Annotated in this window: 18 protein-coding genes; 13 read left to right on the plus strand and 5 right to left on the minus strand. The window is 62.0% G+C overall.

Annotation, left to right across the window (positions count from 1 at the left end; genetic code table 11):
* Positions 1-1,302 (minus strand): NtaA/DmoA family FMN-dependent monooxygenase, encoded by a 1,302-nt coding sequence (locus N434_RS13620; protein WP_110758421.1) that lies wholly within the window; start codon positions 1,300-1,302, stop codon positions 1-3.
* 214 nt (positions 1,303-1,516) lie between these two features.
* On the opposite strand from N434_RS13620, the gene N434_RS13625 reads away from it, so the two are divergent.
* The 7 genes from N434_RS13625 (at position 1,517) to N434_RS13655 (ending at position 9,606) form a co-directional block, all read left to right on the plus strand.
* A complete protein-coding gene (locus tag N434_RS13625) occupies positions 1,517-2,317 on the plus strand; it encodes an ABC transporter ATP-binding protein (protein WP_110758422.1) in 801 nt (266 codons plus the stop codon).
* Positions 2,314-3,327, plus strand: a complete 1,014-nt coding sequence (locus N434_RS13630) for a FecCD family ABC transporter permease (protein WP_110758424.1) — start codon at positions 2,314-2,316, stop codon at positions 3,325-3,327. Before N434_RS13625 ends, N434_RS13630 begins: the two co-directional genes overlap by 4 nt.
* Positions 3,324-4,388: a FecCD family ABC transporter permease gene (locus N434_RS13635; protein WP_110758426.1), complete on the plus strand. Its 1,065-nt coding sequence runs from the start codon at positions 3,324-3,326 to the stop codon at positions 4,386-4,388. The genes N434_RS13630 and N434_RS13635 overlap by 4 nt, the downstream gene beginning before the upstream one ends.
* A 23-nt stretch (positions 4,389-4,411) precedes the next feature.
* On the plus strand, positions 4,412-5,365 hold the full coding sequence (locus tag N434_RS13640) for an ABC transporter substrate-binding protein (RefSeq protein ID WP_110758428.1): 954 nt from the start codon (positions 4,412-4,414) through the stop codon (positions 5,363-5,365).
* 229 nt (positions 5,366-5,594) lie between these two features.
* Positions 5,595-6,434 carry a siderophore-interacting protein gene (locus tag N434_RS13645; protein WP_110758430.1) on the plus strand — a complete coding sequence of 280 codons (840 nt, stop codon included), beginning with the start codon at positions 5,595-5,597 and terminating at the stop codon, positions 6,432-6,434.
* Positions 6,427-6,705, plus strand: coding sequence for a phosphopantetheine-binding protein (locus N434_RS13650; protein WP_110758431.1), 279 nt, complete (start codon positions 6,427-6,429; stop codon positions 6,703-6,705). Before N434_RS13645 ends, N434_RS13650 begins: the two co-directional genes overlap by 8 nt.
* A 63-nt stretch (positions 6,706-6,768) precedes the next feature.
* Positions 6,769-9,606: a condensation domain-containing protein gene (locus N434_RS13655; protein WP_110758433.1), complete on the plus strand. Its 2,838-nt coding sequence runs from the start codon at positions 6,769-6,771 to the stop codon at positions 9,604-9,606.
* Positions 9,607-9,807: 201 nt separating this feature from the next.
* Here the strand turns inward: N434_RS13655 and N434_RS13660 are convergent, their stop codons facing one another.
* Together N434_RS13660 and N434_RS13665 are read right to left on the minus strand one after the other, a co-directional pair.
* The gene (locus tag N434_RS13660) at positions 9,808-11,154 is read right to left on the minus strand and encodes a condensation domain-containing protein (protein WP_110758434.1); all 1,347 of its coding nucleotides are present in this window, start codon (positions 11,152-11,154) and stop codon (positions 9,808-9,810) included.
* A 53-nt stretch (positions 11,155-11,207) separates the two neighbouring features.
* Positions 11,208-15,665: an amino acid adenylation domain-containing protein gene (locus tag N434_RS13665; RefSeq protein ID WP_110758436.1), complete on the minus strand. Its 4,458-nt coding sequence runs from the start codon at positions 15,663-15,665 to the stop codon at positions 11,208-11,210.
* Between the two features lie 81 nt (positions 15,666-15,746).
* On the opposite strand from N434_RS13665, the gene N434_RS13670 reads away from it, so the two are divergent.
* From N434_RS13670 to N434_RS13695, 6 genes are all read left to right on the plus strand, one after another.
* Positions 15,747-16,922: an isochorismate synthase gene (locus N434_RS13670; RefSeq protein ID WP_110758438.1), complete on the plus strand. Its 1,176-nt coding sequence runs from the start codon at positions 15,747-15,749 to the stop codon at positions 16,920-16,922.
* Between the two features lie 28 nt (positions 16,923-16,950).
* Positions 16,951-18,576 (plus strand): (2,3-dihydroxybenzoyl)adenylate synthase, encoded by a 1,626-nt coding sequence (locus N434_RS13675; RefSeq protein WP_110758440.1) that lies wholly within the window; start codon positions 16,951-16,953, stop codon positions 18,574-18,576.
* A gap of 91 nt (positions 18,577-18,667) precedes the next feature.
* On the plus strand, positions 18,668-19,537 hold the full coding sequence (locus tag N434_RS13680; protein ID WP_065117749.1) for an isochorismatase: 870 nt from the start codon (positions 18,668-18,670) through the stop codon (positions 19,535-19,537).
* Between the two features lie 13 nt (positions 19,538-19,550).
* Complete coding sequence (dhbA, locus tag N434_RS13685) at positions 19,551-20,306, plus strand: 2,3-dihydro-2,3-dihydroxybenzoate dehydrogenase (protein ID WP_110758442.1); 756 nt, start codon at positions 19,551-19,553, stop codon at positions 20,304-20,306.
* 26 nt (positions 20,307-20,332) lie between these two features.
* Positions 20,333-21,049, plus strand: a complete 717-nt coding sequence (locus tag N434_RS13690) for a 4'-phosphopantetheinyl transferase family protein (RefSeq protein WP_110758444.1) — start codon at positions 20,333-20,335, stop codon at positions 21,047-21,049.
* Between the two features lie 129 nt (positions 21,050-21,178).
* Positions 21,179-23,092, plus strand: coding sequence for a PhoX family protein (locus N434_RS13695; protein WP_110758445.1), 1,914 nt, complete (start codon positions 21,179-21,181; stop codon positions 23,090-23,092).
* Positions 23,093-23,461: 369 nt separating this feature from the next.
* Here the strand turns inward: N434_RS13695 and N434_RS13700 are convergent, their stop codons facing one another.
* Entirely contained in the window at positions 23,462-24,766 is a 1,305-nt protein-coding gene (locus N434_RS13700; RefSeq protein ID WP_110758447.1) for an HlyD family type I secretion periplasmic adaptor subunit, read from the minus strand.
* A 2-nt stretch (positions 24,767-24,768) separates the two neighbouring features.
* Entirely contained in the window at positions 24,769-26,520 is a 1,752-nt protein-coding gene (locus tag N434_RS13705; RefSeq protein ID WP_110758449.1) for a type I secretion system permease/ATPase, read from the minus strand.
* Positions 26,521-26,592 lie beyond the last annotated feature (72 nt).

Below are 26,592 nucleotides of genomic sequence, written 5' to 3' on the forward strand. Positions count from 1 at the left end.
TTATTCGGCCAGATGCTCCGCAAAGGTGCGACCGGAATAGGCCGTGCGGAACAGCCCGGCATCGGCAAGCCTTGGCAGCAGACGCTCCAGCACCAGCCGCATGGAGGCGACCGAGCCACCCGGCACCGCAACAAAACCGTCGATGGCACCGGCCATCGCCCATTCGCGGATAGTCTCGACAGCATCCTCAACCGTGCCGATGATCTGCCAATGGCCGGATCCCATCACCTCCGGACGCCGCAGCAAATCCGCGACGCTCAGCGTCTCCCGCTCGATCAGCCGTCGCAACAGGTTTGCGTGGGTGCGGCTTCTCGGTGTCTCCGGCGGTGGCAGCAGGTCAGACGCTGTCACCACCCGCGTGAGCGGCCAGTCGGCGAGATCAAGGCCGGTCATATCGCGGATGGAGGCAAAGGCACGGGCGCGGTTGGCTCGGGAATGGGTCTCCGCAAAGAGTTCAAGCGCCTCCCTGCCGGTGTCGGCGAGATAGAGGCTGAGGCCCGGCATCAGCTTCACGCTATCGGGGTTGCGGTCATGCCCCTCGGCACGCCGCCGCAAATCCGCCCTGAGCTCGATGGCCGCCTGCATATCCGGCGTGGAGGCAAAAACCGCATCCGCCACCGACGAGGCGAAATCACGGCCCTCGGGAGAAGCGCCCGCCTGCACCAGCGGAATGCGGCTGGCATGGGCCGGCAGGTTGAGCGGGCCCTTGACGCTGAAATGCCTGCCCTCATGAGCCACCGGCCGCACCAGCGAGGAATCGGCGAACCGCCCGTTTTCCCTGTCGAGCTTCAGCGCCTCATGGGGAAAGCTTGCCCACAGCTCCTTCACCACCTGTGTGAATTCGGCGGCGCGCTCGTACCGTTCCTGCGGCGACGGCATTTCCTTAAGGCCGAAATTTTCGTGCCCCTCCAGCGCCGTGACGATATTCCATCCCGCGCGGCCGTTGCTCAGCCAGTTCAGCGACTGAATCTGGCGGGCCACCACATAGGGCGGCAAAAATGTGGTCGATACGGTGGACAACAGGCCGACATGGCTGGTTTCCCGCGCAATTGCGGCAAGAAGCATGGTCGGGTCCATGCTGGCAAATCCGCCGCCGGTTTCCAGCCCCTCGGTGCGCAGGAAAAGCGTATCGGGCCGGAACACGAAATCCACATGCGCCGCCTCCGCGCGCTGCGCCAGATCGACGAAATAATCGCTGGAAAACACCCCGTTTATATCGCTGTCCGCACGCCGCCACGCTTCGCCGCTGAGCCAGGTTGGGGCCAGCGACATGCCGACATGGAGCTTGGCTGCGACTGACATGATGCACCTCGACTGAAATAACCGGGAAGAAATCCGCGCGCTGAATCGGCAAATTTCGATTTGTGGAGAGTTTTACTATAGTTTAGTGTCGCTTCAAGATCAGAGCATCGCACTCGCCGGAACAAATCCTGAATTCAGCGAATTCGATGTTTAAAATCAACATATTGCCATACCATTGCGGCGTCTCGACGCATGCTCACATGAATAACAGGAGTTGTATCCGGTGCTTGACGCGACGGACCTTCACGCCAGCTATGGACATGTTCCCGTCTTGAGAGGACTGTCCGCCCGTTTCCGAGCCGGCCGGGTGACGGCGCTGGTCGGCCCCAATGGCTGCGGCAAGTCGACGCTGCTGAAGACCATCATGGGTTTCGTGCCTTTGTCATCAGGCGCGATAAGGCTTGGTGAGCGTTCAGTCGGCGAGATCGCACGTCGGGACCTCGCCCGCCGTATCGCCTATCTGCCGCAGGAATGCCATTGCCCTGACTATATGACGCTTGGCGAGCTGATCGAGCTTGCAGGTTACGCCCGTTACGGGCTTGGCGGCGGCCCGACCGAGCGCGACCGGGCGCTTTTCGCTGACGCGCTGAAGACCGTCGGGCTGGAAGACAAGGCGAAGGCGCAGGTCAACACGCTGTCCGGCGGGCAGCGGCAGCGCGCCTTCATCGCCATGGTGCTGGCACAGGATACGGACGTGATCCTGATGGACGAGCCGGTCAACCATCTCGACATGAAATATCAATATGCCGTTCTTGGCCTTGTGCGCGAATTGACCGACAGGCACGGCAAGACCGTGATCGTCGTGCTGCACGATCTCAACCTCGCCTCCACTTTCGCCGATGATGTCATCATGCTGAAAGCCGGGCGGGTTCTGGCATCCGGGCCGGTTCAAAAAACCGTCACGCCCGAAAATGTCGCCGAGGTCTTCGATCTCGAAGCCGATATCTTCTCGCGTCAGGGTCGGCTCATCTGCGTGCCCAAGCTGGAGCGGCAGGAACAGGCCATTCCGGCATGACCTCGAAAATAACGCTGATTTTCGCCACAGCACTGCTGCTGGCCGCCATTCTCGCCATCAATCTGCTTGTCATGACCGGCGACATGCCGCTTGCCGAAATACTTGCAACGCTCTGGCGCGGCGAGGCCGAAACCTATGAGCAGTCGGTGCTTCTCTATCAGCAAATCCCGCGCTCGCTGATTGCAATCTATGTGGGGGCGACTACGGCTGTCAGCGGCTGCGTGCTGCAGGGGCTTGTCCGCAATCCCCTCGCCTCACCCTCCACCCTTGGGCTGAATGCCGGTGCGACGCTTTTTGTGGTCACCGGCGCGCTGGTGTTTGATGTCTCTCCCGAAATACAGGGGCTTACCGCACTCGCGGGTGCCGGTTTCGGTTTCATCGCCTGCTTTTTCGTTGCGCGTCTCGCCGGACGGGCGAACGATCCGCGCGGCCTGTCGCTCATCCTTGCGGGCGCGCTGGTTTCCATGCTGCTGATCGGCGTCACCAACGCCCTGCTTCTTTCCAACCCAACACGCCGCGCCGAATTCCTGAGCTGGGTGGGTGGCAATATCAATCACGTCTATGCCGAGCGGCTCACCGACTTCTGGTGGATCGGCGCCATTGCGATGGTGATCTTGTTGTCGGTCGCACGGCCGCTGACGCTCGTTCTGCTGGGCGCGGAAAAAGCCGCCTCCGCCGGTGTGAATGTGACGCGCATTTCCCGGGTCGCGCTCTTCGCCACCATGCTGGCATCAGGCTCGGCCGTGGCGATCTGCGGCCCGATCGGTTTCGTCGGCCTCATCGTGCCGCATATGATCCGGCCGCTGGTCGGCGTGAGTTTCACGCTCGCTTTGCCGGCTTCCGCGCTGGTCGGCGCGGGCCTTTGCGTGCTGGCCGATCTTGGCGCGCAAACCCTGTTTGCACCCTATGTGGTCAATACCGGCCTGTTCATGGATCTGCTTGGCGGCCTCGTCTTCATCGTCATCGTCAAGCGCTTTTATCTTTCGCCTTCGCAAAGGGGGCTGTCATGAAACGACATTTCGCCACCGACGGCAAAGCGGTGCTCAGGCTGCCGAGCGGCCTGCAAATCGGCATCGGCAATCTGAAGGCCGGTGTCGCGCTGATGGGGCTGGCGCTTGTGCTCGCCGCAATGTCCGTCAGCCTCGGCAATACCGAAACAGGTCTGTTCGACCTTTTGCGCGGTCTTGCCGGCGGACATCTGGGCGACGATCAGGCCTATGCGCTATGGACGGTGCGGCTGCCGCGCATCCTTCTCGGTTTCATGGCCGGCTGGAGTGTGGCGCTGGCAGGCGCCATGCTGCAATCCGTCGCCCGCAATCCGCTTGCCGATCCCGGCCTTTTCGGCCTGAGCCAGGGGTCGATGACCACCATCATGCTGCTTCTGGTGCTGGTGCCGGCCGCGCCGAAAACCATGGTAGCGCTTGCGGCCGTCGGCGGCGGTCTGGCTGTGGCCTTCCTCCTGATCGCGCTTGTTGGGCGCGAACGTTCAAGCGGCCTTGCCATATTGCTGATGGGCATCGCAATTGAATCGGCGCTTTCCTCCGTCTCCTCGGTGCTTCTGCTCTACACGCCGGCCGAAACCTCGCTGTCGCTGGCCGACTGGATGGCGGGTTCGCTGTTTCAGGCAAGCTGGTCGACCATCCTCGTTTTCGCGCCCCTCTTCGCCGCAAGCCTTGTGGGTATTTTCCTCATCGGCCGGGCGCTTGCCGTCTTCGATCTCGGTAATGAAATGGCCATGGCGCTCGGCGAAACCGTCCGGCATTCGCGCCCGCTCGTCATCGTTTTCGCGGTCATCCTCAGCGCCTCCTCCGTTACGGCGGTTGGCCCGCTGACCTTCCTCGGCGTCATCGCCCCGCATCTCGCCACCTTCGTTTCGCCCGCCGTCGGCCGTGCCAGGCTTTTCCTGTCGGGGCTCACCGGCGGCATATTGGTGGTAACCGCCGATACGCTGTCGCGCGGGCTGGTGGCAGACACACCGATGCCGATCGGCCTTGCGCTGACGCTGATCGGCGTGCCGCTTTTCATCCTCACGCTGCGCCTGCAGTCGCTGCGCAGAACCAACAGTCACTGAAGACATCGAATAAAGGGAATGCCATGCGAATTGCCATCCTCATCGCCGCCCTTCTGGCGGCCGGAACCAGCCTTGCCGCCGAACGCAGCGTGACCGACGCCGCCGGCCGCACCGTTTCCGTTCCGGAGAAGCCGCAGCGCATCGTCGTCATGCATGAGCCGCTCCTGGGTGTGCCGCTGATGGATCTCGGCGCCAATGTGGTCGGCGCCTATGGCCGCAACAGCGACGGCAAATTCGCCACCGCCGTCGATTTTATCGATACGGTTCTCGGCGAAGGTCATGTGAAACCCAGTGGTTTCGGCGCAGTCGGCCAGATCGACCTTGAAAAGCTGCGGGCGCTGCAACCGGATCTGATCGTGGCGACGGAAATGGATGGCGGCAAGGCTGAACAGCTTTCCACCGTGGCCCCCGTCTATCTGCAAAAAGTCAGCACCGGCCATGCCTATGGTTTCAACGTGGAAGAAAATCTTGCCGGCCTTGTGGGACGAAGCGACATTTTCGCCGAGCGCCGGAAAGCCTATGACACCAAACTCGCCGCCGTCAAAAAGGCGCTGGGCGAGGATGTCAAAGGCAAGACCTATCTGGCAATTCTGCTGACCGACCAGATCAATGCGGTCGGCGACATGTCCGGCGCGGTGCAGGCACTGGAAGATCTCGGTTACATCAGGTTGAAGATCGATAACGCCGCTCCGTCTGGCGGGCTTGGCTCCACCCTCACCATGCCGCTGGGTGCCGAGGCTTTCGGCAAGCTCAACCCCGATCTGCTGGTGGTGATGAACAGCTATAACAGTCCTGCCCGCGGCGAGGATGGAACGCGCGCGGCACTGGAAAAGATCATTCCCGGCTGGGAGCGCTTCGTGAAACCCGCCCGCGAAGGCAGGATCGTGTTCCTTGATTCCACCAGGGTCACGACGCCCTCCATCCCGAGTGCCCTGCATGCGCTGGACGCTGTCGAAAGCTGGGCGGGCCGCCGCTAAGTTTCTCCACAACGGAAAATCCCGGCGCGTTTCTGCGCCGGGCATAAACTTGAGTTTTTAAAGAAAGTTATATTGCGGCAGCTGAAACCGGCTGTTATGGTTCGCACATCTTGAAGCAACGATGCCGGATCGCTCGCCTGAAAAATCCCGATGCGCGATTGTCCGGCATGCCGATCCGGGACAGCGAGACCGCCGGCTCCATCGGCAAAATCCCAGGAAAGACAATAGTATGAGCTCTCCAGAAACCCTAGACGCCACGGTTGCGGACCGTACGCCCAAACGCCATCGCTACCCCGTCACGCTGCGTTGCCTTGATGTCGCGCGGGTGGAAAAGCTCAGCCGGTCCATGGTCCGCATCGTCCTGACCGGACCGGAACTGGAGGGTTTTGCGAGCCTCGGTTTCGACGACCACGTCAAGATGTTCTTCCCCCAGCCCGGCGAAACCGAACCGAGCCTGCCGGTGATCGGGCCGAACGGCATTGAATTCCCGGAAGGCGCACCGCGCCCGCTGGCGCGCGATTATACACCGCGCAGCTTCGATGCCGAAAAGGGCGAACTCGCCATCGATTTCGCCACCCATCACGACGGCCCCGCCAGCAACTGGGCGAAAGCCGCAAAGGTGGGCGACCGGGCGTGGATCGCCGGTCCGCGCGGTTCCTTTACCGTTCCCTTCACCTATGACTGGCACCTGCTGATCGCCGACGATACCGGCCTTCCCGCGCTGGCGCGGCGGCTCGAGGAAATGCCCAGGGGTACCCGCGCCGTGGCGCTGATCGAGGTCGAGACGGAAGCCGACCGTCTGGACATCGCAACGAAGGCCGACGCCTCGATCGTGTGGGTGACGCAGAAGATGGAAAACGGGACCGGTCACAACGCATTGACGGACGCGCTGCGCAAGCTCGATCTGCCTGATGGCGATTTCTTCAGCTGGGTCGCCTGCGAATCGAAAACCGCAAAGGATGTACGTGCCCTTCTGATCGGGGAGTTCGGCGCAAACCCCAAATGGACACGCGCTTCCGGTTACTGGCGACGCGGCGCCAGCGGCGTTCATGATCACTTCGATGAATGAACCGGCAATCACGGCGGGTGCCATGCTGCAGGCAGAAACGATGATGACGGAACTCAAGACCCTTCTTGCCGGGGTTCTGGTGGATGGGGTGTGCGATATCGAACCGGGGGACAACCTGTTCGGCCACGGGCTTCATTCACTGGCCCTCATGCGCCTCATCCCGCCGCTTTCGCAGCTTGCCGGGGCTCGGCTCGATTATGACGATCTGGCCCGGCAACCCACGCTCGCCGCCTGGCAGGCGCTGATCGAACGGTCACGTGCGAGACATTGATCCCGCAAAACAGCACTTCTCGCGCTGAAGCGCGATACCCCGAATATTTCCAAGGAGAGGACCATGGCAGCAGACAATACACGTATGCTCGCACGTCGCATCGACGAGACCTTCGATAGAGAGGCCGCAGCTCCGCCGAGCCCATACGAAGAGCGGGTCTGGTTCGGGCAGTTTCAGGACCCCGATCAGGTTTTCCGGCATCTTCTCGCCTATCGCATCGGCGAGGAATGCGACCTGTTGCGCCTGACGGCGGCCCTGAAGGCGATCTGCGAGACATGGCCCGCGCTTCGGGCACGCTTTACCTTTGGAGAGGATGGCACTCTTGCCAAGAGTATCGAGGCCCCGTCCGCATCTATCGTGCAATTGTTGCATGTTCCCTCGGCGGACGAAGCTCTCACCCTGCTGCACGACCTGCAGGCAAGGCCCTTCGATGCCGAAACCGACCCGCCTTTTCAGGCCGTCGTGCTTTTGAGCGAAGGCGAAATCCTGCTGGCATTTCTGGTTCACGGCCTGCTCGGCGAAGTCCTCTCGCCGCAGATCCTGCTGGAAGGCATTTCCGCCGCCTATGCCGGTGAGGCACCGAAGCCGCTTTCCCCGAGGACGGTCGAAAATGGCGGCGTCGATCCGCTTCCGCTCCACTGGCTGCAACGGCCGGCCTCAGGCTCCACCGTCGTGGCGCTGCGGCAGGACAAGGCCGAAAGGCCGGCAAGCCACAGCCATGGCGTCGATCTTCCCGCCACCCTGCTTGGCCTGGGCAGTTCCACCGCGATGAGCGCACTTCTCGCCCGTGCCGGCGCACGGTTTTCGCTTTTCCTGTCAACGAATGGCGGTCCCGAGACCGTGACGGTGCGTTTGCCCCGGCAGCCCGGCGCCGACGCCACCGCACCGCTTTCGCCGGAGACCGGCGCACGGATATCGATTTCGCGCGGCCACACGCCCGAACAGGCGGAAAAAGCCGTGCTGGCGGGGCTGGAACAGCGAAATGACAATGATGGCGAAGCGGCCACTTTCACGCTGCATGCGCTGGCAGCGCCGGTTCAGGCCGTATCGGAGCATGGCCTCCAGTTCGAACACCTGCCCCTGCCCTCGCTGCAATCCGGCCTTGGCCTCACGCTGGCCGCCGGCCCGACAGCTTCGGGCGATATCCGCCTTGAACTGACCGGCGGCAAGGAAACATCTCCGCATGCGACGGCCTTCCTGCTGGAACGTTTCGTCAGCCATCTCGAAGGCGGCGCGGATTTTTCCGGCATCCTGCCCCAAACCGCACCCCAGGCAATGGAGCAGCCGGTTCACCTGCCGGCCAGCCACGGCAATGACAGGACTACCGCGGCGATCCTTGCCGAATTCCGCGAAGCGCTCGCCGCACCGGATATGGGAGCGGATGACGATTTCTTCGATTTCGGCGGTCATTCGCTGATCGCCACCCGCATCATCGGGCGTCTCCTCAGCAATCACGGCATCGCGCTGCGCTTCAACGACCTGTTCAGCTATCCCACCGCCGCCTCGCTCGCCACACAGGCGACGCTTCTGGAAACCGCAGCGCCCGCGCAAGCCGAGGCAACGGCAAACGGCTCGCTGACCGCGCCGCTTTCGCTGGCGCAGATGTCGCTCTGGAAGGCTTATGCCGCCTTCGGTTTCGGCGAGATATTCAACATCCCCTTCGCACTCGATTTCCTCGATCCCGTCGATGAAAACGCTTTCGAATGCGCCTTCCTCGACATCATCGAGCGCCACCCCGGCCTGCGCACCCATTTCTACGTCGAAAACGACACGGTTCTGCAGAAGATCGTGCCGATGCATGACCTGCCCGGCTATAAATGGTTCTGGACCAGCGAAGAAAGCCAAGGCGTGGACCGGCATTCGGAAGCCGGCTGGCGGTTCGATCTTGCGCGTGAATTGCCGATACGGCTGCGCTTCCTGCGGGATGCGCAGACCGGCCGGCAGATGCTGTCCTTCCTCTTCCACCACATCGTGCTGGACGAATGGTCGGTGAACCTGATGATGGATGAACTGACCGAAGCCTACCGGGCAAGAGTGGCCGGCAAGGCCCCGGTCTTTGCAACCAAACCTGCGCCCTTCCATGAATTTGCCAGAAAACAGGTCGCCTCAGGTGTCAATGCCGGCCACCTTGCCTATTGGACCGATATGTTGCGGGATGCGCCGAAGGGCCTTGCCCTCAACGGACAGGATAGCACCCCGCACGAGGCATCGAAGGACGAAGCGCCGGCGGGCGGCTGGGTCGAATTCAAGCTCGAGAAGCACGTCAGCGACGGGCTTTACGCCATTGCCAAGCAGAACAGCGCCTCGCTGTTCAACGTGGTTTATGCGGCAATCGCCGCATCGCTGCGCCATCTGGGTGGCTTGACCGATCTCGTGGTCGGCACCTCGGCTTCGGGCCGTACGGATAGCGGATATTTCGACACCATCGGCTATTTCACCACGGTCGTCGCCCATCGCGTACGCTTCGGCGAGAACATGACCGTTGGCGAGCTGATTTCTTCGGTGAAGAACACCATCAACGGTTCGCTGGAACACAGCGAAATCCCGATCGATCTCGTTGAGGAAGCGCTGGGCATGACACCGGGCCGCGACCATCTGTTCGAGGTCTTCATCCAGATTCACGCCAGGAACAAGCTGAATGGCACGCTTGCCGGACCAGATGGCAAACCGGTGGAGTTCCGCCAGATCGACCCTGACAAACACGAATCCATGCTGGGGCTGCAATTCGAGGTGATGGAAGAAATGATCGGCGGTGAACGCTCCATCCGCGTGCTGATGAGCTACCGTTCCGACCGTTACGGACCCAACGACGTCGAGCGGCTGCGCTCCACCACCAGCGGCGTCTTCAGCCGTTTTGCCGAAGCCGGCGCTTCGAGCAAGGTGCTGACAACGCTCGCCTGAGCTGGAATTGGGGCAAGGAAAACCCGGCTTCGCTTAGCGGAGCCGGGTTCAATTTGTTGGCAAAATCCTGAAAACCCTCCTCCGTCATGCTCGGGCCTGTCCCGAGTATCTGCAACGCCTCGACTTATTGGACGTGATTAGATCCTCGGCACAAGGCCGAGGATGACGTAGAGTATAGGGGAAGCGTGATCGGCCTTCCCCTCAGACCGCCAGACGGAACGCCGTAGACGCCTCCGCCGCCACAAGCGTCAGCGCCTCTTCGCGCAGCATGGCATCGAGGAACAATGGCAGTTCCGCGCGGTAACGGGCGAAATCCTCCGCTTGCGTCAGTACCGAATCCGCATCGATATGCAGGTTCAGGTCGCTGCCGTCATCTTCGCCACGGAAGGTGAGGTTGAATCCATCGCCGGGACCATTGGCCAGAATGTGCCGCGCGACGCCGAGCCCGGCAAAGACCGGCGCGCTGAAGGGCAGGACATTGATGAGCGGCGAGAAGAAAAAGCGCCGGCCCTTCGAGATTTCCCGGTCGGCGGCAATCTGCTCGATGCGGTAACGGCCATGCAGGCGTTGGCGGCGCAGGTTGGCGGCATTGCGCGCCAGAAATGCGCCGACACTTTCCTGTGGCTCGATCGTGAGGTGGAAGGGCAGGATATTGACGAGCATGGCCGGCATATGCGCACCGACACTGCCCCAGCGGCTCATGAAAGGCAGCCACAAGGTCAGCACGTCACGGTCCGGACGTGGCAGAACCCGGTGAAGATAAAGACCGGACAGCAATACCAGAAGATCAGGCCAGCCAATTTCCAGACGGCCGGCTATCTGCTGTAACCGCGTGCTGAAACCCTGCGGCAAGGCCGCATCGGCATGCAGGCCGCCGCCGCCGTAATCCTCGCAATCCTTGTCCAGCACGGGCAGATCGGCGGATGCTGAAAGATAGGCCGCCCAGAAATCGCGGTCCTTTTCGAAACGCCGGCTTTGTCTGTAAGCATCCTCTTCCGCGAGGAAACTGGCGAAGGGGTGGAAATCCGGTCCCGCTTCGCCCTTGCCGCAATAATGCCCGTAAAGCTGGCCGCAACGCTGCTCCACCAGCGTCAGCCCATAGCCATCAACGACGATGTGATGGGCGCGGATGTACCAGAGATAACGATCATCGGCGATGCGGTAGAGCAGCTGCGCGGAAAGCCTGTCGGTTCTGAGGTCCAGCCTCGCCTCCACATCGGCGTTCATGCGCCGCAGCGCCTCTTCAAAGGGCGCCGGGTCCGTGCGGAGATCGACAAGCGCCACCACCGGGGCATGGCCGGCATCGCAGCATTGCTGCGGCGTCTCGCCATCCTCACCGATGCGAAAACGGATCGACAGAACCTCGGACTCGCGCACCGTGCGGGTGATCGCCTGAAGGAGCGCGCTTTCGTTCACCGCACCGGAAAGATCGATGTAATGGGCGACCGTGGAAACCGGCTCGTCGGGGTGGAAGGAGAACTCCTCCCAGAAATCGAGTTGCGGCTGGGTCAGTGGAAGCCAGCCGCCGGCAGGATCGATATGCGCCATCTGTTTTTCCTTGAACTATTCCTGTTGCCGGGCGCCGCCCGAAATGGTTGGGATCACGCCGCCTTCGCAGCCAGAAGCGAAGTTACCTGCCTGGCGTTGCGGCACCGTAGAAGCTGCTGCGGCGTCAGTTCAACGCCAAAGGCGGTGCGGATTTCCGCTGAAACGGCCTTCAGATGCGATGGCAGGAGGCCAAGCGCGAGCAGATCGCTGCTTGCATCCACCGTCGCCGATTTTTTACCCAGTACGCCGAGATAGATATCCAGCACCCGGCGGTCGCCCTGATCGACGGCGGCAGCCGCAGGTGCGGAGATTTTTACCGGTTCCGCACCTCTCACCGCAGCCATCAGCAACTCCCGCGCCCGGCGGCGATCCGGCTTGCCATTGGCCGAAAGCGGCAGATCATCAACCTTGAGGAACCGGCCAGGCACATGCGATTCCGGCAGATGGCTGCGGGCGAAATTGCGCAGATCAGCGCTGGAGAGTTCAAGGCCGGGCGCAGTGACATAAAGTACGCCAATGGCCGCCTCGCCCTTTTGCTCGATGCCATAGTCCACCACCAGCACCCGCTGGATGGCGGGATGACGAATGAGTTCGTTTTCCACATCCGGCAGCGAGACACGCACACCGCGCACCTTGACGTAGCCATTGACCCGGCTTGCAAACATGATCTTGCCATCCAGCCGGTAGCGACCCCGGTCACCGGTACGGAAGGCGCGCACCGGCTTGCCTTCGGGATCAGCCACCGTGACGAAATCCGTCTGGGTGATGGCGCCGTCCTCCAGATAACCGATCGCTACATTCACGCCGACCGTATGGATGCGGCCAACGACGCCGGCCGGGCAATGCTGGCCCTGATCGTTGAGGATGAAATAACGATTGGCCGGCAGGGGATGGCCATAGGGTATGGACGCAACATCCTCCGCGACAATCTCGTGCCAGATGCTCCAGATCGTCGTTTCAGTCGGGCCGCCGAGCGATATCAGCCGCAGATCGGGCTTCAGCCGGCGCAGCTCTTCGATAATGACAGGCTTGATGTAATCGCCGCCCTGCGCCACGAGCCGGAGTGAGGCAAGCTGGTCGCCACGGCGGCAGGACAGCAGCATTTCAAGGATGGCCGGCACCGAGCACCAGAGTGTGACGCCATGTTCGGCCACCAGTTCGTTCCAGCGCACCGCATCCTTTTCCGCGCCCGGTTCCGGCAGCACCAGCGTCGCGCCTGCGACCAGCGCGCCGAGAACATCGAAGACCGACATGTCGTGGTGCAGCGGCGTGACCGAAATGAACACGTCCCTTTCCGTCACCGCCCATTCCGCAAGCGTGCTGCCAATGACATTGGCGGTGGCGCGGTTGGAAAGCACGACGCATTTCGGCTTGCCGGTGGTGCCTGACGTGTAGAGGTAATAAGCAGGTTCCTCGCTGCGGGACAGCGCCCCCAGTTCCGCCAGGGCAACAGGCGTTCCCGCCGGTGCGGGCGTGGCGAGAAGCACCTCCGGATCGACGGCCTCGAAGCCCTGCGGAACGCTGCGGGCAACGATGATGGTCGGGCGGCAATTGGTCAGCAGATAGCGCAGCCGGTCTTCCGGCGAGCCGGCATCAACAGGCACCCAGATGGCGCCTGTCAGTGCCGCGGCAAGCGTGATGGCCGTATGTTCAGGGCTGCGCGGCAGGCACACCGCCACAACATCTCCTCGACCTATATTACGGGCCTTGAGGCCTGCCATCGCACCGGCCACCATCTCACCGAGTTCACCGTAAGAGATGCGCCGCTTACCGCTGACGAGCGCGGTGCGCGACGGGTCACCCTCGAAAAGATGCGCGGCGATCCGTTCCAGAAATGGCGGGCAGACGAAACTCCGCTCGTCACCGTTCAGCCGATAATGGGACAGGTCGACAATATCCCGTGCATTAAAAGCGTAAGCGCCGTTATCCGTGATCGCGGCAATCGAGCGCTCGATGGCCGCGAGAATATTCCCGACCATCGCGGCATCGATCGCCTCTTCGGCATAGTCGATATCGAGGACGAGATCGCCCTGCGGATTTTGCGAAAAGCGGAAATCCAGCGCCACCTGCGGCGTCTGGGTAAGTCCGCCCGTCCAGCGCATGGCCGATTCGGGCGACAGCGTCGGCCAGCTCAGGCCGTTGGTGATGACCACCGGCAAAGCGAGCCCGCCCGCATTGGCATTGAGAAGCACGCGATTGAGATCGATGCCGGAAAAGGCAAGGTGGTTCAGGCCTTCCAGCACATCCGTCTGCAGCCCCGCGGCCCGCTCGGCAAAGTCACCTTTTGCCGCATTCCATTCGACTGCAATGAAGCTCGAACGATTGGCGAAGGCCCCTTCCACCTGCGGGGCGACAGGAATGCCGACAACGAGGGCGCCCTCATTCAGCCAGCGCGACAGCACATCGAGGATCACCGCCGTCAGTGCCGAATTCTTGAACAGCCGTGCTTTCGCGCCGATGCGTGAAAAAGCGGCAAAGCGCTGTTTTTCAACGGTCAGGCTCTGACGGCTGTAACGCGAGACGGCGATGGTTTCGAGCGGGGCTTTCCACGGCAGCTGCGACGGCACTTCGGCAGTTTTCAGCTTTTCCGTCCAATAGGCGGCGTCCGCTGCCCGAGCCGCCGCGATATCCGCCTGCGGCGTGGCTGCCACAGCGGCGGTCTCCAAGGGCAGAACGCCGTCGAAAAGTTCCGCCGCCAGACTGGCGATGGCCCGTCCATCGAGGATCAGCGCATCGAAACGCAGGAAGACCGCGACTTTTTGCGCCGCCGGATCGACATCCGGCAGGCGGAAGAGCGTAACCTGCCAGGGAGAGGCGGCAAGATCGAAATGGGCATGGGAAAAATCCCTTCGCACGGCGTTCATCCGCGCTTCCGCCTCGATAGAAGACAAAGCGGAAAGATCAACAATATCAAGGTTGATCTTCAACTCGTCGCTGACGGCCTGCACCAGACGTCGCTCATCGATGCGGGTGCGCAGGCTCTCATGTCGCTCCACCATTGCGGCGAGACGTGATTGAAGCAGGGTCGGGTCGATGCTGCCGCGATATTCGCGAAACTCCTGCATCGCCACGCCGCTGAGAGGCAGATGGGTGCCGCGACCAAGAAGATAGGCCTGTTGCAGGGGTGAGAGAGGACGTTCCATCGGTTTTCCTTTCGCCTCGGCTGCCGGTTTCGGCTGCTGTGCGCCAAATCGCTCCACGCTTTCGGAAACGAGATCGGGTCTATCCGCCAGCTGGCGAAGAAGGCCTGTGTAGGCTTCAAACAGGGCGCGCAACCAGCTTTCCGGCAGGGCATCGAGCCGTACATCCCAGTTGATCAGCAATCCGCCATCCACCGCCGCGACCTGCGCATCCAGCGCGACCCCCGGCCCTTGCGAGACGGTGTGGACCATGGGGCCGAACACCCGCCCGACCCTTTCCGAAAACAATTCCCCGCCCACCAGATCCACGCCGGCGGTGAAGACCACGGGTGAGTTCTGCAAACCGCCACGCAGACGGGAGAGGTCACGCATGACGCTAACGCCCGGATAGGATTGATGGGCAAGAAGGTCGCTCATCTCGTTAAACAGCCGCCGGAGCAGCGCTTCGAGGCTTTCATCGGGCCTGATTTCAACGCCGAGTACCAGCACATTGGAAAACTCGCCGACGATGCCATCCACCCCTTCCACCAGCGGCGCGCGCCAGAAAGCCGGCACGGACAGCCTGAACTTTTGCGCCTGTATCGCCTGCGACAGCGCCACGGCGAAAATGCCGAGCAGCAGGGCCGATGTCGTCACCGAGCAACGCCGCGCCGCCTGTTCCAGACTGCCTCGTTCAGCCGCTGAAAGCGTGGTGGCAAAGCGATCCGTGTGAACGGCGCGGGTGGCGTCTTCCGGAAAAAATGGCAGCGGCGGCGCATCGGGAATATCCGCAATATGCTGCCGCCACCACAATCGGTCTCTTTCACGCAGGGTCCTCTGCTCCGGATCGGAGGCAAGACGCTCCACCCAGTCGAAAAAGGAGGGCGTCACCTCTCCCGAGAGCGCGGTTTCGTCTTTTCCTTCACCCTCTTCGTAAAGGCGGGCGAGGTCCTCCATCACGATCCGCACGCTGGCGGGATCAATCGCCAGCATGTCGGTATCCACATGCAACCGGCTGCGTCCCTGCGGCAGCAGGCTGAGCGAGATCGCCGCCGGGGATGCGGTGCGCAGATCGGTCTGCCGATGGCTCCAGTCCCGCCGTTTTGCCTCGAGCCGGTGCGCCAGAGCCTCCGAATCGAGGGCGGTCAGGTCCTCGACATCAAGGCGGAGTGGCCGGCCGAAGGGGTCGACGGATTGGCACCCTTCCGCATCAATCCTGAGGCTCAGCATGGGATGACGCCGGCAAAGCCTTTCGACCGCAATGGCCAGTTTTTGCGCGTCAAATCCCTGCCCGTCGAACTCGAGGTAAAGATGGGGCGTAACTTTCCCGAGTATCCCATCCGCCTCTCGACCGACCCAATAGGCCACCTGCATCGGGGTTAAATTTAGCATGTGAGTTTGCACCGATTGACAAAACATGATTATCATAATCAAGTATAAGCCATCGTCAACCACTCGAACAGGAGGCATCCCATGAAAACGGGAGCACTCAGGACGAATGACGTCGAATCCGACGAAATTACTGATTTTAATAGAGAATTTTTGTTTACTTCCGGTTCCGGACAATTACGGGCCAAAGGTATTCGCGAAAGCATCACGCTTCCCGCCAGAGGTGGTGAAGATGTTGCAAGCCCTTTGCAGCAGGCGATAAAAGGCGCTTTCGAGCGGGCACGCAGGGCCGGACAGGATAATCCGATCGCGATTGGCGCTATCCCCTTCGATGTCAGCGAACCTTCATGCCTTTATATACCGGACAACTATGAGTGGAGTCCACGCGACACCATTCCGACCGCCACTGATTCGGCCATGCCGGCGCTTGTCGGACAGAACAGCCTGCCGGACGAGGCGGGTTTCAAGCGTGCGGTCGAGCATGCCATTCTCAATTTTCGCCATTCCGACGTCCGCAAGGCGGTGCTTTCCGTCATGCGTGAACTGACCTTCGCCTCCGAGGTCAATGTCGAGAGATTGCTGGCAAGCCTCGCAAAGCAGAATCGCGAGGGTTACCAATTCCGCATTCCCCTGCCTGACGGCGGCGACCTGATCGGCGTCAGCCCGGAACTGCTTATCCGCAAGCAGGGTGAGAAGATCATCTCCAACCCCCTGGCCGGATCTGCGAAACGCATGACCGACCCGGCGGCGGACAAGGCCAATGCCGAACGGCTTTCGGCCTCGGAGAAAGACCATTACGAGCATAGTCTGGTCATCGAGGATATCCGTTCGCTGCTTTCGCCGTGCTGCGCGGAACTCGACGTTCCGGAAAAACCCTCCCTCATCAACACGGCCGCGCTCTGGCATCTTTCGACACGCATCGAAGGCCGCCTCGCCGATCCCGAGACCAATGCGCTGCAACTGGCGTGCCTGCTGCACCCGACACCGGCGGTTTGCGGTTTCCCGACCGAGCGCGCCCATCGCCTCATCCGTTTCGTCGAGCCTTTCGAGCGCGGCCTGTTCACCGGCATGGTGGGCTGGACGGATGCGCAGGGCAATGGCGAATGGGTGGTGACGATCCGTTGCGGCACCGTGCAGCGCCAGACCGTGCGGCTTTTCGCGGGCGCCGGCATCGTTGAGGCTTCGGAGCCCGAATCCGAATGGGCCGAAGTGCAGACCAAACTCAAGACCATGCTGAACGCCTGCGGCGTTTCCGCCTGAGCCCGACCGAATTTCCCGGGGACACACCATGACAATCGAATTTGAACGCTGGCCCGACGATCTGGCGCGCCGATACCGCGAACGCGGCTATTGGATCGACAGGCCGTTGAGCCACATGCTTGCCCAACAGGTACAGCGCCAGCCGGATGCGACGGCGCTGATCTGCGGCGACCGCCGCTTCACCTATGCCGATCTTGACCGGCAATCCTCCAATCTCGCCGGCCACCTCTCCGCCGCAGGCGTCGGCACGGGCGACACGGCGCTGGTGCAATTGCCCAACATCGCCGAGTTCTACCTCGTCTTTTTCGCGCTGATCAAAATCGGCGCGGCACCCATCAACGCGCTTTTCAGCCATCGCCGGCTGGAAATGACCTCCTATGCGGAGCAGATCGCGCCGAAACTGGTGATTGCCTCTCGCAGCCACGAACTTTTCGCCGACGACGCGTTTCTGGAGGAGTTGAAGACCGCCTCTCCCCGGCTCGCCGTTACCCTGCTGCTGGGAGACAAGGATCAGCGGCGCAGCCTCGAACGGCGGCTGACAACACCTGCCGAAAATCCGCCGGCTTACGCCCCTTCGGCAGCAGACGAGGTGGCGCTGTTCCAGCTTTCCGGCGGCAGCACCGGCACACCGAAACTGATCCCCCGGACGCATAACGACTATGACTATAGCGCCCGGGCCAGCGCGGAGATTTGCGAACTCTCGCCACGCACACGTTTCCTCTGCGCCATTCCGGTGGCGCATAATTACCCGATGAGTTCACCCGGGGCGCTGGGCGTGTTCCACGCCGGCGGTGCCGTGGTCATGGCCGCCAATCCGGAGCCGCTCGCCTGCTTCGACCTCATCGAGAAACACGGCGTCGACATCGTGCCGCTGGTACCACCGGCCGTGGCGCTGTGGCTGCAGGCCGCGCCCGCCCACCGCGACCGGCTGAAGTCGCTCAAGCTCCTGCAGGTCGGTGGCGCCAGCTTCGCCGAAGCCCTGGCCCGCCAGGTGCCGGAAGTGCTGGGCTGCGACCTGCAGCAGGTGTTCGGCATGGCGGAAGGGCTGGTGAACTATACCCGCGCCGGTGACCCCGACCATCTCGTCTTCACCACGCAAGGGCGGCCGATCAGCCCGGATGACGAAATCCGCATTGTCGACGAGGATGGCAACGATGTGCCCGAGGGCGAAGCCGGCATGCTTGCGACCCGTGGCCCCTATACGTTCCGGGGCTATTACCGCGCGCCCGAACACAGCGCCCGGGTCTTCGACAAACAGGGCTTTTATTATTCCGGCGACGTCGTGCAGCGCACGCCCGAAGGTTATCTCCGGGTCGTTGGCCGGGTGAAGGACCAGATCAATCGCGGCGGTGAAAAAGTGGCGTCGGAGGAGGTGGAGAACCTGATCCTGCGGCACCCCGATATCACGCATGCCGCGCTGGTGGCGATGCAGGACGAGCTGCTCGGGGAAAAGAGCTGCGTCTTCGTCGTTTCCCGCAATCCCGCACTCAAGGCGCCCGCCATCCGCCAGCATCTCGCCGGTCTCGGCGTCGCGGATTACAAGCTGCCGGATCGTGTGCGCTTCATCGATGCCATGCCGCTCACCGCCGTCGGCAAGATCGACAAAAAGCGCCTGCGCGACCTGCTGGTAACACCCGTCGCCATCAGCGCCTGACGCACAGCACAGAGCGAAAGGGGACGCTCGAAAGGGCGTCCCGAAATCCGAGATCAAGCGCCCTCTGGCGCAGCAAACCACCGAGGTCATCATGACGATCCCCAGCATTTCCGACTATCCGATGCCGGTCGCTACCAGCTTTCCGGCCAACAAGACAAAGTGGCAGCCCGACGCGAAACGCGCCGTGCTCCTCATCCACGACATGCAGCGTTATTTCCTGCGGTTCTACGAAGCCGACGGCAAGCTGATGACGACCCTCATCGACAATCTCGCGAAGGTGAAGGCATGGGCCGTTCAGAACGGCGTCCCCGTTATCTATACCGCCCAGCCGCATGACCAGCCGCCGGGCGACCGGGCGCTCCTGAACGACATGTGGGGACCGGGCCTCACCGTCGTCGACCCGGAACTGCAGAAGGTGGTGGATAAGCTCGCCCCGACACCTGATGACGTGGTGCTGACCAAATGGCGCTACAGCGCCTTCCAGCGGTCCGATCTTGCCGAACGCATGAAGGGCTGGGGCCGCGACCAGATCATCGTCGGCGGCGTTTACGCCCATATCGGCTGCATGATGACGGCGGTGGAAGCTTTCATGAAGGATATCCAGCCCTTCATGATCGGCGACGGGGTTGCCGATTTTTCGGAAGCCGAACATCGCATGGCGCTGCAATATGTGGCGACGCGCTGCGGCGTGGTTATCGACACCGCAAGCCTTGTCGGCGCGGGAGAGACTGCCGACACCCGCGAATGGCTGAAAGCCCGTGTCCTGCAGCTTGTGGAAGACGAAAGCGATATCGACCCCGACGAGAACCTGATCTTCTACGGGCTGGATTCCCTGCAGGTCATGAAACTCGCCGGCGAACTGAAGGAACGCGGCGTCACCGTCGGCTTCGACGAGCTTGCGCGTGTGCCCACACTTTCCGCCTGGTGGACACTGATCGACGAAAAGCGGCTCGCGGCCTGAACGGACGGACAAGATGACGCAACAGAGATTTACCGGGCGGCGTGTGCTGGTGACGGGCGCGGCCCAGGGCATTGGCCGCCGCATCGCGGAACGTTTCATCGAGGAAGGGGCCGAGGTCATCGGCCTCGACCTTCTGGCCGGCACAGCGGAGGCTCCCTTCCGCCAGATTGCCCTCGATATCACCGACGCGGACGCGGTGGAGCGGGTGTGCAACGCGATCGAAAGCGACTGGGGCGGTCTTGACATCCTCGTCAACGCCGCAGGCATTTTGCGGCTTGGTGACAGCGAAAGCCTGACGCCGGAAGACTGGAAAGCCTGCATGGATGTCAATGCCGCAGGCCCGTTCCATCTGCTGCGGCAATGGAGTGGTATCTTTAAACGGCAGCGGCGCGGCGCGATCGTCAATGTCGGCTCCAATGCCGCCGTGGTGCCGCGCATCGGCATGATGGCCTATTGCGCTTCCAAGGCGGCGCTGGTCAGCCTCAGCCATTGCGCCGCCCTTGAGCTTGCGCCCTATGGCGTGCGCTGCAACGTGGTCTCACCCGGCTCCACCGATACGCCCATGCTGGCCGGCATGCTGAACGATCCCACCGGCAAGGAACGGCTCGTCGCCGGCCTGCCGGAGCAGTTCAAGCTCGGCATTCCGCTTGGCAAGATTGCGAGACCGGACGATATAGCCGATACGGTGCTGTTCCTCGCTTCCGATCAGGCCGGCCATGTGACGATGCAGCAGATCGTGGTGGACGGCGGCGCGACGCTCGCGGCCTGACCCGGTCGGCGAAATGGGAAAAGCATATGGCGACCGAGCTGGCATTTCATCGCGAAATCGCTTCCGGTGTTTCACCGGAGGCCGTTTGGCCCTGGCCGGACGACAGCGACGATTGCCATTGCCTCACCCTTCGGTATAGCCCGAACGACGAAACCGGCACCGGCATGGCCCCTGCCCTGCCGGCGCAGCTCCAGCGGGCGGTGCCGAGACGTAAGGCGGAGTTTCTGGCGGGACGCAGATGTGCTGCGGAAGCCATACGCCGTCTTACCGGGCAGGCGATATTTCCCGGAATGGGAGACGATCGCGCGCCGACCTGGCCTGAAGGCGTGGTCGGCGCGATTTCCCACAGCGGTGACCGGGCAATTGCGCTGGCCGGCCCCGGCAGCAGGTTCTGTGGCATCGGCATCGATATCGAGAAGCTTTTGAGCGAAGAGGAAGCCCGCGATATCGCTTTGCAGGCACTGACGGCGAATGAGCGCCACAACCTCGGCAACGATATCGATCCCTTCATGACCGGGCTGATTTTTTCGGCCAAGGAAAGCCTGTTCAAGGCACTTTATCCAACGGTCAAACGGCTTTTCTTTTTCGAGGCAGCCGAATTGTCCGGCTTTAATGCCGGCGGCTCGGCATCGCTGCGGCTGACGGCCGACATAGGCGGCGAATGGTGTGCCGGCAGGGAGATTGCCTTCCGCTTCGGCCACTTCGAAGGTTTCCTGCTCACCCGTATCCTTCTCCCGCATTGAGGGAAAAACGGTAAAATCTGCCGCTAGAATCTCATGTTTAAAGCACTCCTTCCCGTCATCCGTGTGAAACACTGGGACGCTACGCAGCCTGTTGGAATGATTCCAAACATGCAACGGTGGAGATACGACATGACCGACATCGATACGAGCAAGCTGTCCTGGGACGAATGGGATGAACTGCAAAACCCGCCGCCGGCCGAAACCGATTTCGACCGCGTGGTCGAACGCGCGATTTCCCGCCGTGGCTTTCTCGGCGGCGTGCTTGCCTTCGGTTCGGCTGCGGCCGCCATGGGCACGCTCGGCAACCTGATGAGCAGCACTTCGGCGCAAGCGCAGGAAGCCGGCGCCGGCCGTTTCCCCTTCAAGCCGGTGGCCGCCGCAACCGACCACACCATCCACGTGCCGGAAGGCTACAGCTGGAAGCCGGTCGCCAAATGGGGCCAGCCGCTGTTTTCCAACGTTCCCGATCTCGACCCCGCCAAGGGCGTCAGCGTTGAGAATTCCGACAAGGTCTTCGGCGAAAACACCGACGGCATGGAACTCTTCATGGTCGGCGCCCATCAGTTGATCGCCGTCAACCATGAATATGTGAACCCTGAAATCAACCTGCCGCACACTGACAAGGGCAACCCGAAGACGGCCGACGACGTGAAGATCCTGCAGAACATGCAGGGCGTCACCGTCATGGAAGTCGCGGAAGGCAACGAAGGCTGGGAAATCGTTCTCGACAGCCCGTTCAACCGCCGTATCCACCACAATACGCCGATGAAGCTCTCCGGCCCGGCCGCCGGCTCCGAACTCGTCAAGACCGCCGCCGATCCTGACGGTATCGACTGTCTCGGCACATTCAACAATTGCGGCGCCGGCCGCACGCCCTGGGGCACCTACCTCACCTGTGAAGAGAACTTCAACGGCTATTTCGGCACCACTGATGCCGCCTTCAAGCTGCCTGATGACTACAAGCGTTATGGCATCGTGGCCGAAACCCGCTACGCCTATGAAAAATTCGACGAGCGTTTCGACGTTGCCAAGAACCCGAACGAGCCGCGCCGCGCCGGCTACGTGGTCGAGATCGATCCTTCGGACGCCTCCTCCACTCCGATCAAGCGCACCGCGCTCGGTCGCATCAAGCACGAAAACGCCGCCGTGGTGATTGCCCGCGACGGCCGTGTCGTCGTTTACATGGGTGACGACGAGCGTGGAGAATTCCTCTATAAATTCGTCTCCAACGGCATTTACGTGCCGGGCGGCGACACCTCCAGGCTGCTCGACGAAGGCACGCTTTATGTCGCCAAGTTCGCCGATGACGGCGCCGGCGAGTGGGTGGCTCTGACGCCTGAAAGCACTGGCATGAAGATCGACGAAATCTGCGTCTTCACCCGTCAGGCCGCCTCCAAGGTGGGCGCGACGACGATGGACCGCCCGGAATGGGTCGCCATCAACCCGGTCGCCATCGAAGCCTATTGCGCGCTGACCAACAACAGCCGCCGTGGCGAAATGAAGGACGGCAAGCTGCGTTCCAACGCCGGCGGCGACGCCATGGCCATCAATGCCGCCAACCCGCGCGAGAAGAACGAATACGGCCAGATCGTGCGCTGGTATCCGGAAAATGACGACCATGCCGACGGCAAGTTCAAGTGGGACCTGTTCTGCATGGCCGGCAACCCCGCCGTTCACAAGGACGCGTTCGCCGGCTCCTCGAACATCAACGAAGGCAACATGTTCAACTCGCCTGACGGCATGATGTTCGATTCCACCGGCCTGCTCTGGATTCAGACCGACGGTGAGGACAGCAACGAAGGCAACTTCGCCGGTCAGGGCAACAATCAGATGCTGGCGGGCGACCCGGCCACCGGCCGTATCGAACGCTTCCTGACCGCACCGAAGGGTTCCGAAGTCACCGGCCAGACCTGGTCCGGCGACAAGCGCACCCACTTCGTTGGCATCCAGCACCCCGACGCCCCCTTCCCGGATGGCGAAGGCAAGCTGCCACGCTCGGCCCTCATCGCCATCAAGCGTGACGACAACGCCCAGATCGGTTGACCTTTCAGCATGAACGGAACCGGACTGCGATAAGATCGCGATCCGGTTCCGCAATTAAAGACGCCGTGTGCCTGATGGGCACACGGCGTGAAATTGATGACAAAGTCCGAACAGTCCGGTCGTCGTCCCGGCCTCCAACCGGCCCCAGCTGTGACGCGCCTGCGCCACGAGACGATTTTCTCCTGCAACCGAAGACTTGACCACGCTGCCGCCGTCCCCGGTTTGCGGTGACGGAGGTGCATGCGGATATTACGGATCAGCCTGAAGCCCCGGCTTTACCGGGGCTTCGTCGGCGATTCGGCACCGCATATGCAAAGGACACGCGGCCTTTACAGGCGGTCTCCATTTCTGGTTCGGCGCCGCGGCCTCTCATACCTCGCGGAAGGTGCGGTTGGCCTGATCAAGCAAGGGTTTGAGAAAATAGGACAAAACGCTTCTCTCTCCGGTGGTGATAAAGGCTTCCACCGGCATGCCCGGCATCAGGCTGAACTCACCCAGCCGCTTTATCTGCTCCGGGGATGTGGCGACGCGCACCAGATAATGGCTGGCACCGGTTCGCTGATCCACCGTCACGTCCGCCGAAATACGTTCCACCGTTCCGATAATTTCCGGCGTGGTCTTCTGGTTGAAGGCGGAGAAGCGCAGGTTCGTCGGCTGGCCGTAATAAATCTGATCGATATCCTGTGGCGCAACCTTGGCCTCGACCACGAGTTTGTCGACCTCCGGCACAATCATCATGATCGGTTCGCCGGGCGCCACGACACCGCCGACAGTGTGAACCGACAGCTGATGCACCACGCCATCCTGCGGTGCGAGAATATCGACACGCTTCAGCTGGTCTTCGGCCGCCACGCGACGCTCGACATATTCACCAATCCGGGCGTCCATCTCACGCAGATCGGAACCGACCTCTTCCGACCATTGCTCATCGATCTGAAGGATTTGCAGTGCCGTTTCGCTGATCTTTGCCTCGACACCGGCAATGCCCGCCATCAGCCGGCCGATGTCCCCTTCGATATCCGTCGCCTGACGCTCCAGTGTGCTGAGCCGGCTTCTCTCCATCAGGCCCCTTTCATGCAGGGAACGAAAACGGCTCAACTCCTTGCCGACCATTTCCTGCTCGCGAAAATTCGCCGCCCGCTCGGCCTCCATGCCGGTTATCTCATCGCGAAGCTGCCGCACGCGTTGTTCAAGCTGGCTTTTTTTGCTTTCGCGGACGGCCTTGCGGGTCTCATAAAGATGCTGTTCCGCGTTCATCATCGCGGCGATCTCGGCGTCATCAGCCCGGCCAAGCAGCGCCTGCGGAAAAGCCACGCTGGCGGCCCGGTCCCGCTCGCTTTCAAGCCGTGCCTTGCGAGCTGTGAATTGATCGAGGCTTTTGACGACGATGGCCAGATTGGCTCTCGTCATTGTCGCATCGATACGCATGACCACGTCGCCAGCCTTCACCCGGTCGCCATCACGCACCATCAACTCACTGACGACGCCACCTGCCGGATGCTGGACTTTCTTGAGGCTGGTTTCCACCACCAGCGATCCCTGAGCGATCACTGCGCCGACAATCTCGGTGCCAACCGCCCAACCGCCGAACAGGCCCACGAGTGTCAGGAACCCGAGACCTCCGACAACAAGGTGATTGCGGATCGAGCGTTTGAGTATCTGCCATTCATCCATCGTCATGCCTTTCCTGTTTCCGCAGCCTGCACGATCTTGAGGGCGCCTGCCGCGCCGCCAACCGGGCGCAGCACCTTGGCCAGCACCTCCTCCTTGGGGCCAAAAGCCTGCTGGCGGCCATCGGCAAGCATCAGCACCTTGTCCACCGCCAGAAGAGCGCTTGGACGATGGGCGATGATGACAGCCACGCCGCCGCGTTCGCGAATGCCGAGAATGGCGGCCGTCAGCGCATCCTCGCCTTCTGAATCGAGATTGGAATTCGGCTCGTCGAGCACGACCAGAAACGGGTCGCCATAGAGCGCTCTGGCAAGGGCGATCCGCTGCTTCTGTCCCGCCGACAATTGCCGCCCGGTTTCGCCGACCTCGGTGGAGTAACCGTCCGGCAGGCTGACGACCAGATCGTGAATGCGGGCCGCACGCGCCGCCGCGATGATCCCTTCAGAACGCGCTTGCGGATCGAAGGAGGCGATATTCTCGGCAATCGTGCCATCCAGCAGTTCGACCGATTGCGGCATATAGCCGATATGGCGGGCAAGCGCCTCGGCCGGCCATTGGTCGAGCGTCGCACCGTCCAGTCGAATGGAACCCTTGAGCGGCCGCCAGAGGCCGACGAGAAGCCGTGCCAGCGAACTCTTGCCGGAGCCGCTCGCCCCGATCACACCGAGGGCACTGCCGGCCGCGAGCGTGAAGGCGATTTCCTGCAGGACCGGCTCAGCCGCTTCGGGCGGTATGGCGCCCACCCGCTCAACCGACAGAAGGGCGTGCGGCGCGGGCAAATCCATACGCGCGGCTCCGTCCGGCAACAGCGCCAGTGTTTTTTCAAGGCGACGGCGGCTTTGCCGCGCGGCGATGAAGCCCTTCCAGTTGGCAATGGCGAGGTCGACCGGGGCGAGCGCCCTTGCCGACAGGATGGAACCGGCAATGATGATGCCCGGCGTTGCCTGCTCATTGATGACAAGCCAGGCTCCGACCGCCAGAATGCCGGATTGCAGCAGCATACGCAGCACCTTGCTGGCCACGCCGAAACCGGAAGCGATGTCGCTTGCCGATCTCTGCTCGCGCACATAGGCGCGGTTATCCGCCTGCCAGCGGGCGCGCAGCGGCGACGCCATTCCCATGACGGAGATAATATCGGCATTGCGGCGGCTGGTTTCAGCCAATCGATTACGTTTGGCGGAATGACCCGCCGCCGCCTCCACCGGATGCCGCGACACAAGTTCCGTCATCAGCGTGATGACGGTGAGAATGAAGGCGCCGGCCAGCGCGGTGACGCCAAGCCAGAAATGGAACGCGAAACAAATAGCGATGTAAAAGGGCAGCCAGGGCAGATCGAACAGCGCGATCGGCCCGCTTCCCGACAGGAAGGAGCGGATCGTATCGAGATCGCGAAGCGGCTGTGCCTGACGGCCGCTGACGGGCAGGCGCAGCTGAAGGCCGATCACCGCATCGTAGATCCTGGAAGAAAGCGCCTGATCGAGGCGATCGGAAAGCCGCACCAGCAGACGGCCGCGCAGGGCATCGAACAGGCCCTGAAATGCATAAAGCACCACGACGATGGCAAACAGGGCCACAAGTGTCGGCAGGCTGCGGCTCGGCAGCACCCGGTCATAGACCTCCATCATGAACAGCGAGCCAGTGAGATAAAGAATATTGACCAGAGCACTCATCAGGCCGATGCCGATGAAAGCGCCGGCGCAGCCGGCAAACACACCCTTGATCTGACGAGCATTATTATTGGCAGTGTGAAAACGCATTTTTACTATCCGTTGAGGTCGCGGCGGCGATAGCGGCAGACGGTAACGTGCCGTTGACAGCCGCCCGCGCGG

The sequence above is a fragment of the Rhizobium sp. UGM030330-04 genome (genome assembly GCF_003208455.1).
GTDB classification, from domain to species: domain Bacteria; phylum Pseudomonadota; class Alphaproteobacteria; order Rhizobiales; family Rhizobiaceae; genus Agrobacterium; species Agrobacterium rhizogenes_A.

What these genes read in the sequence shown, in the direction of transcription:
- N434_RS13705 (WP_110758449.1), bottom strand. Translation starts at nt 26,520, where the DNA reads ATGCGTTTTCACACTGCCAATAATAATGCTCGTCAGATCAAGGGTGTG.
- N434_RS13670 (WP_110758438.1), top strand. Translation starts at nt 15,747, where the DNA reads ATGAAAACGGGAGCACTCAGGACGAATGACGTCGAATCCGACGAAATT.
- dhbA (WP_110758442.1), top strand. Translation starts at nt 19,551, where the DNA reads ATGACGCAACAGAGATTTACCGGGCGGCGTGTGCTGGTGACGGGCGCG.
- N434_RS13650 (WP_110758431.1), top strand. Translation starts at nt 6,427, where the DNA reads ATGAATGAACCGGCAATCACGGCGGGTGCCATGCTGCAGGCAGAAACG.
- N434_RS13690 (WP_110758444.1), top strand. Translation starts at nt 20,333, where the DNA reads ATGGCGACCGAGCTGGCATTTCATCGCGAAATCGCTTCCGGTGTTTCA.
- N434_RS13655 (WP_110758433.1), top strand. Translation starts at nt 6,769, where the DNA reads ATGGCAGCAGACAATACACGTATGCTCGCACGTCGCATCGACGAGACC.
- N434_RS13680 (WP_065117749.1), top strand. Translation starts at nt 18,668, where the DNA reads ATGACGATCCCCAGCATTTCCGACTATCCGATGCCGGTCGCTACCAGC.
- N434_RS13620 (WP_110758421.1), bottom strand. Translation starts at nt 1,302, where the DNA reads ATGTCAGTCGCAGCCAAGCTCCATGTCGGCATGTCGCTGGCCCCAACC.
- N434_RS13630 (WP_110758424.1), top strand. Translation starts at nt 2,314, where the DNA reads ATGACCTCGAAAATAACGCTGATTTTCGCCACAGCACTGCTGCTGGCC.
- N434_RS13695 (WP_110758445.1), top strand. Translation starts at nt 21,179, where the DNA reads ATGACCGACATCGATACGAGCAAGCTGTCCTGGGACGAATGGGATGAA.
- N434_RS13660 (WP_110758434.1), bottom strand. Translation starts at nt 11,154, where the DNA reads ATGGCGCATATCGATCCTGCCGGCGGCTGGCTTCCACTGACCCAGCCG.
- N434_RS13675 (WP_110758440.1), top strand. Translation starts at nt 16,951, where the DNA reads ATGACAATCGAATTTGAACGCTGGCCCGACGATCTGGCGCGCCGATAC.
- N434_RS13645 (WP_110758430.1), top strand. Translation starts at nt 5,595, where the DNA reads ATGAGCTCTCCAGAAACCCTAGACGCCACGGTTGCGGACCGTACGCCC.
- N434_RS13640 (WP_110758428.1), top strand. Translation starts at nt 4,412, where the DNA reads ATGCGAATTGCCATCCTCATCGCCGCCCTTCTGGCGGCCGGAACCAGC.
- N434_RS13700 (WP_110758447.1), bottom strand. Translation starts at nt 24,766, where the DNA reads ATGGATGAATGGCAGATACTCAAACGCTCGATCCGCAATCACCTTGTT.
- N434_RS13635 (WP_110758426.1), top strand. Translation starts at nt 3,324, where the DNA reads ATGAAACGACATTTCGCCACCGACGGCAAAGCGGTGCTCAGGCTGCCG.
- N434_RS13665 (WP_110758436.1), bottom strand. Translation starts at nt 15,665, where the DNA reads ATGCTAAATTTAACCCCGATGCAGGTGGCCTATTGGGTCGGTCGAGAG.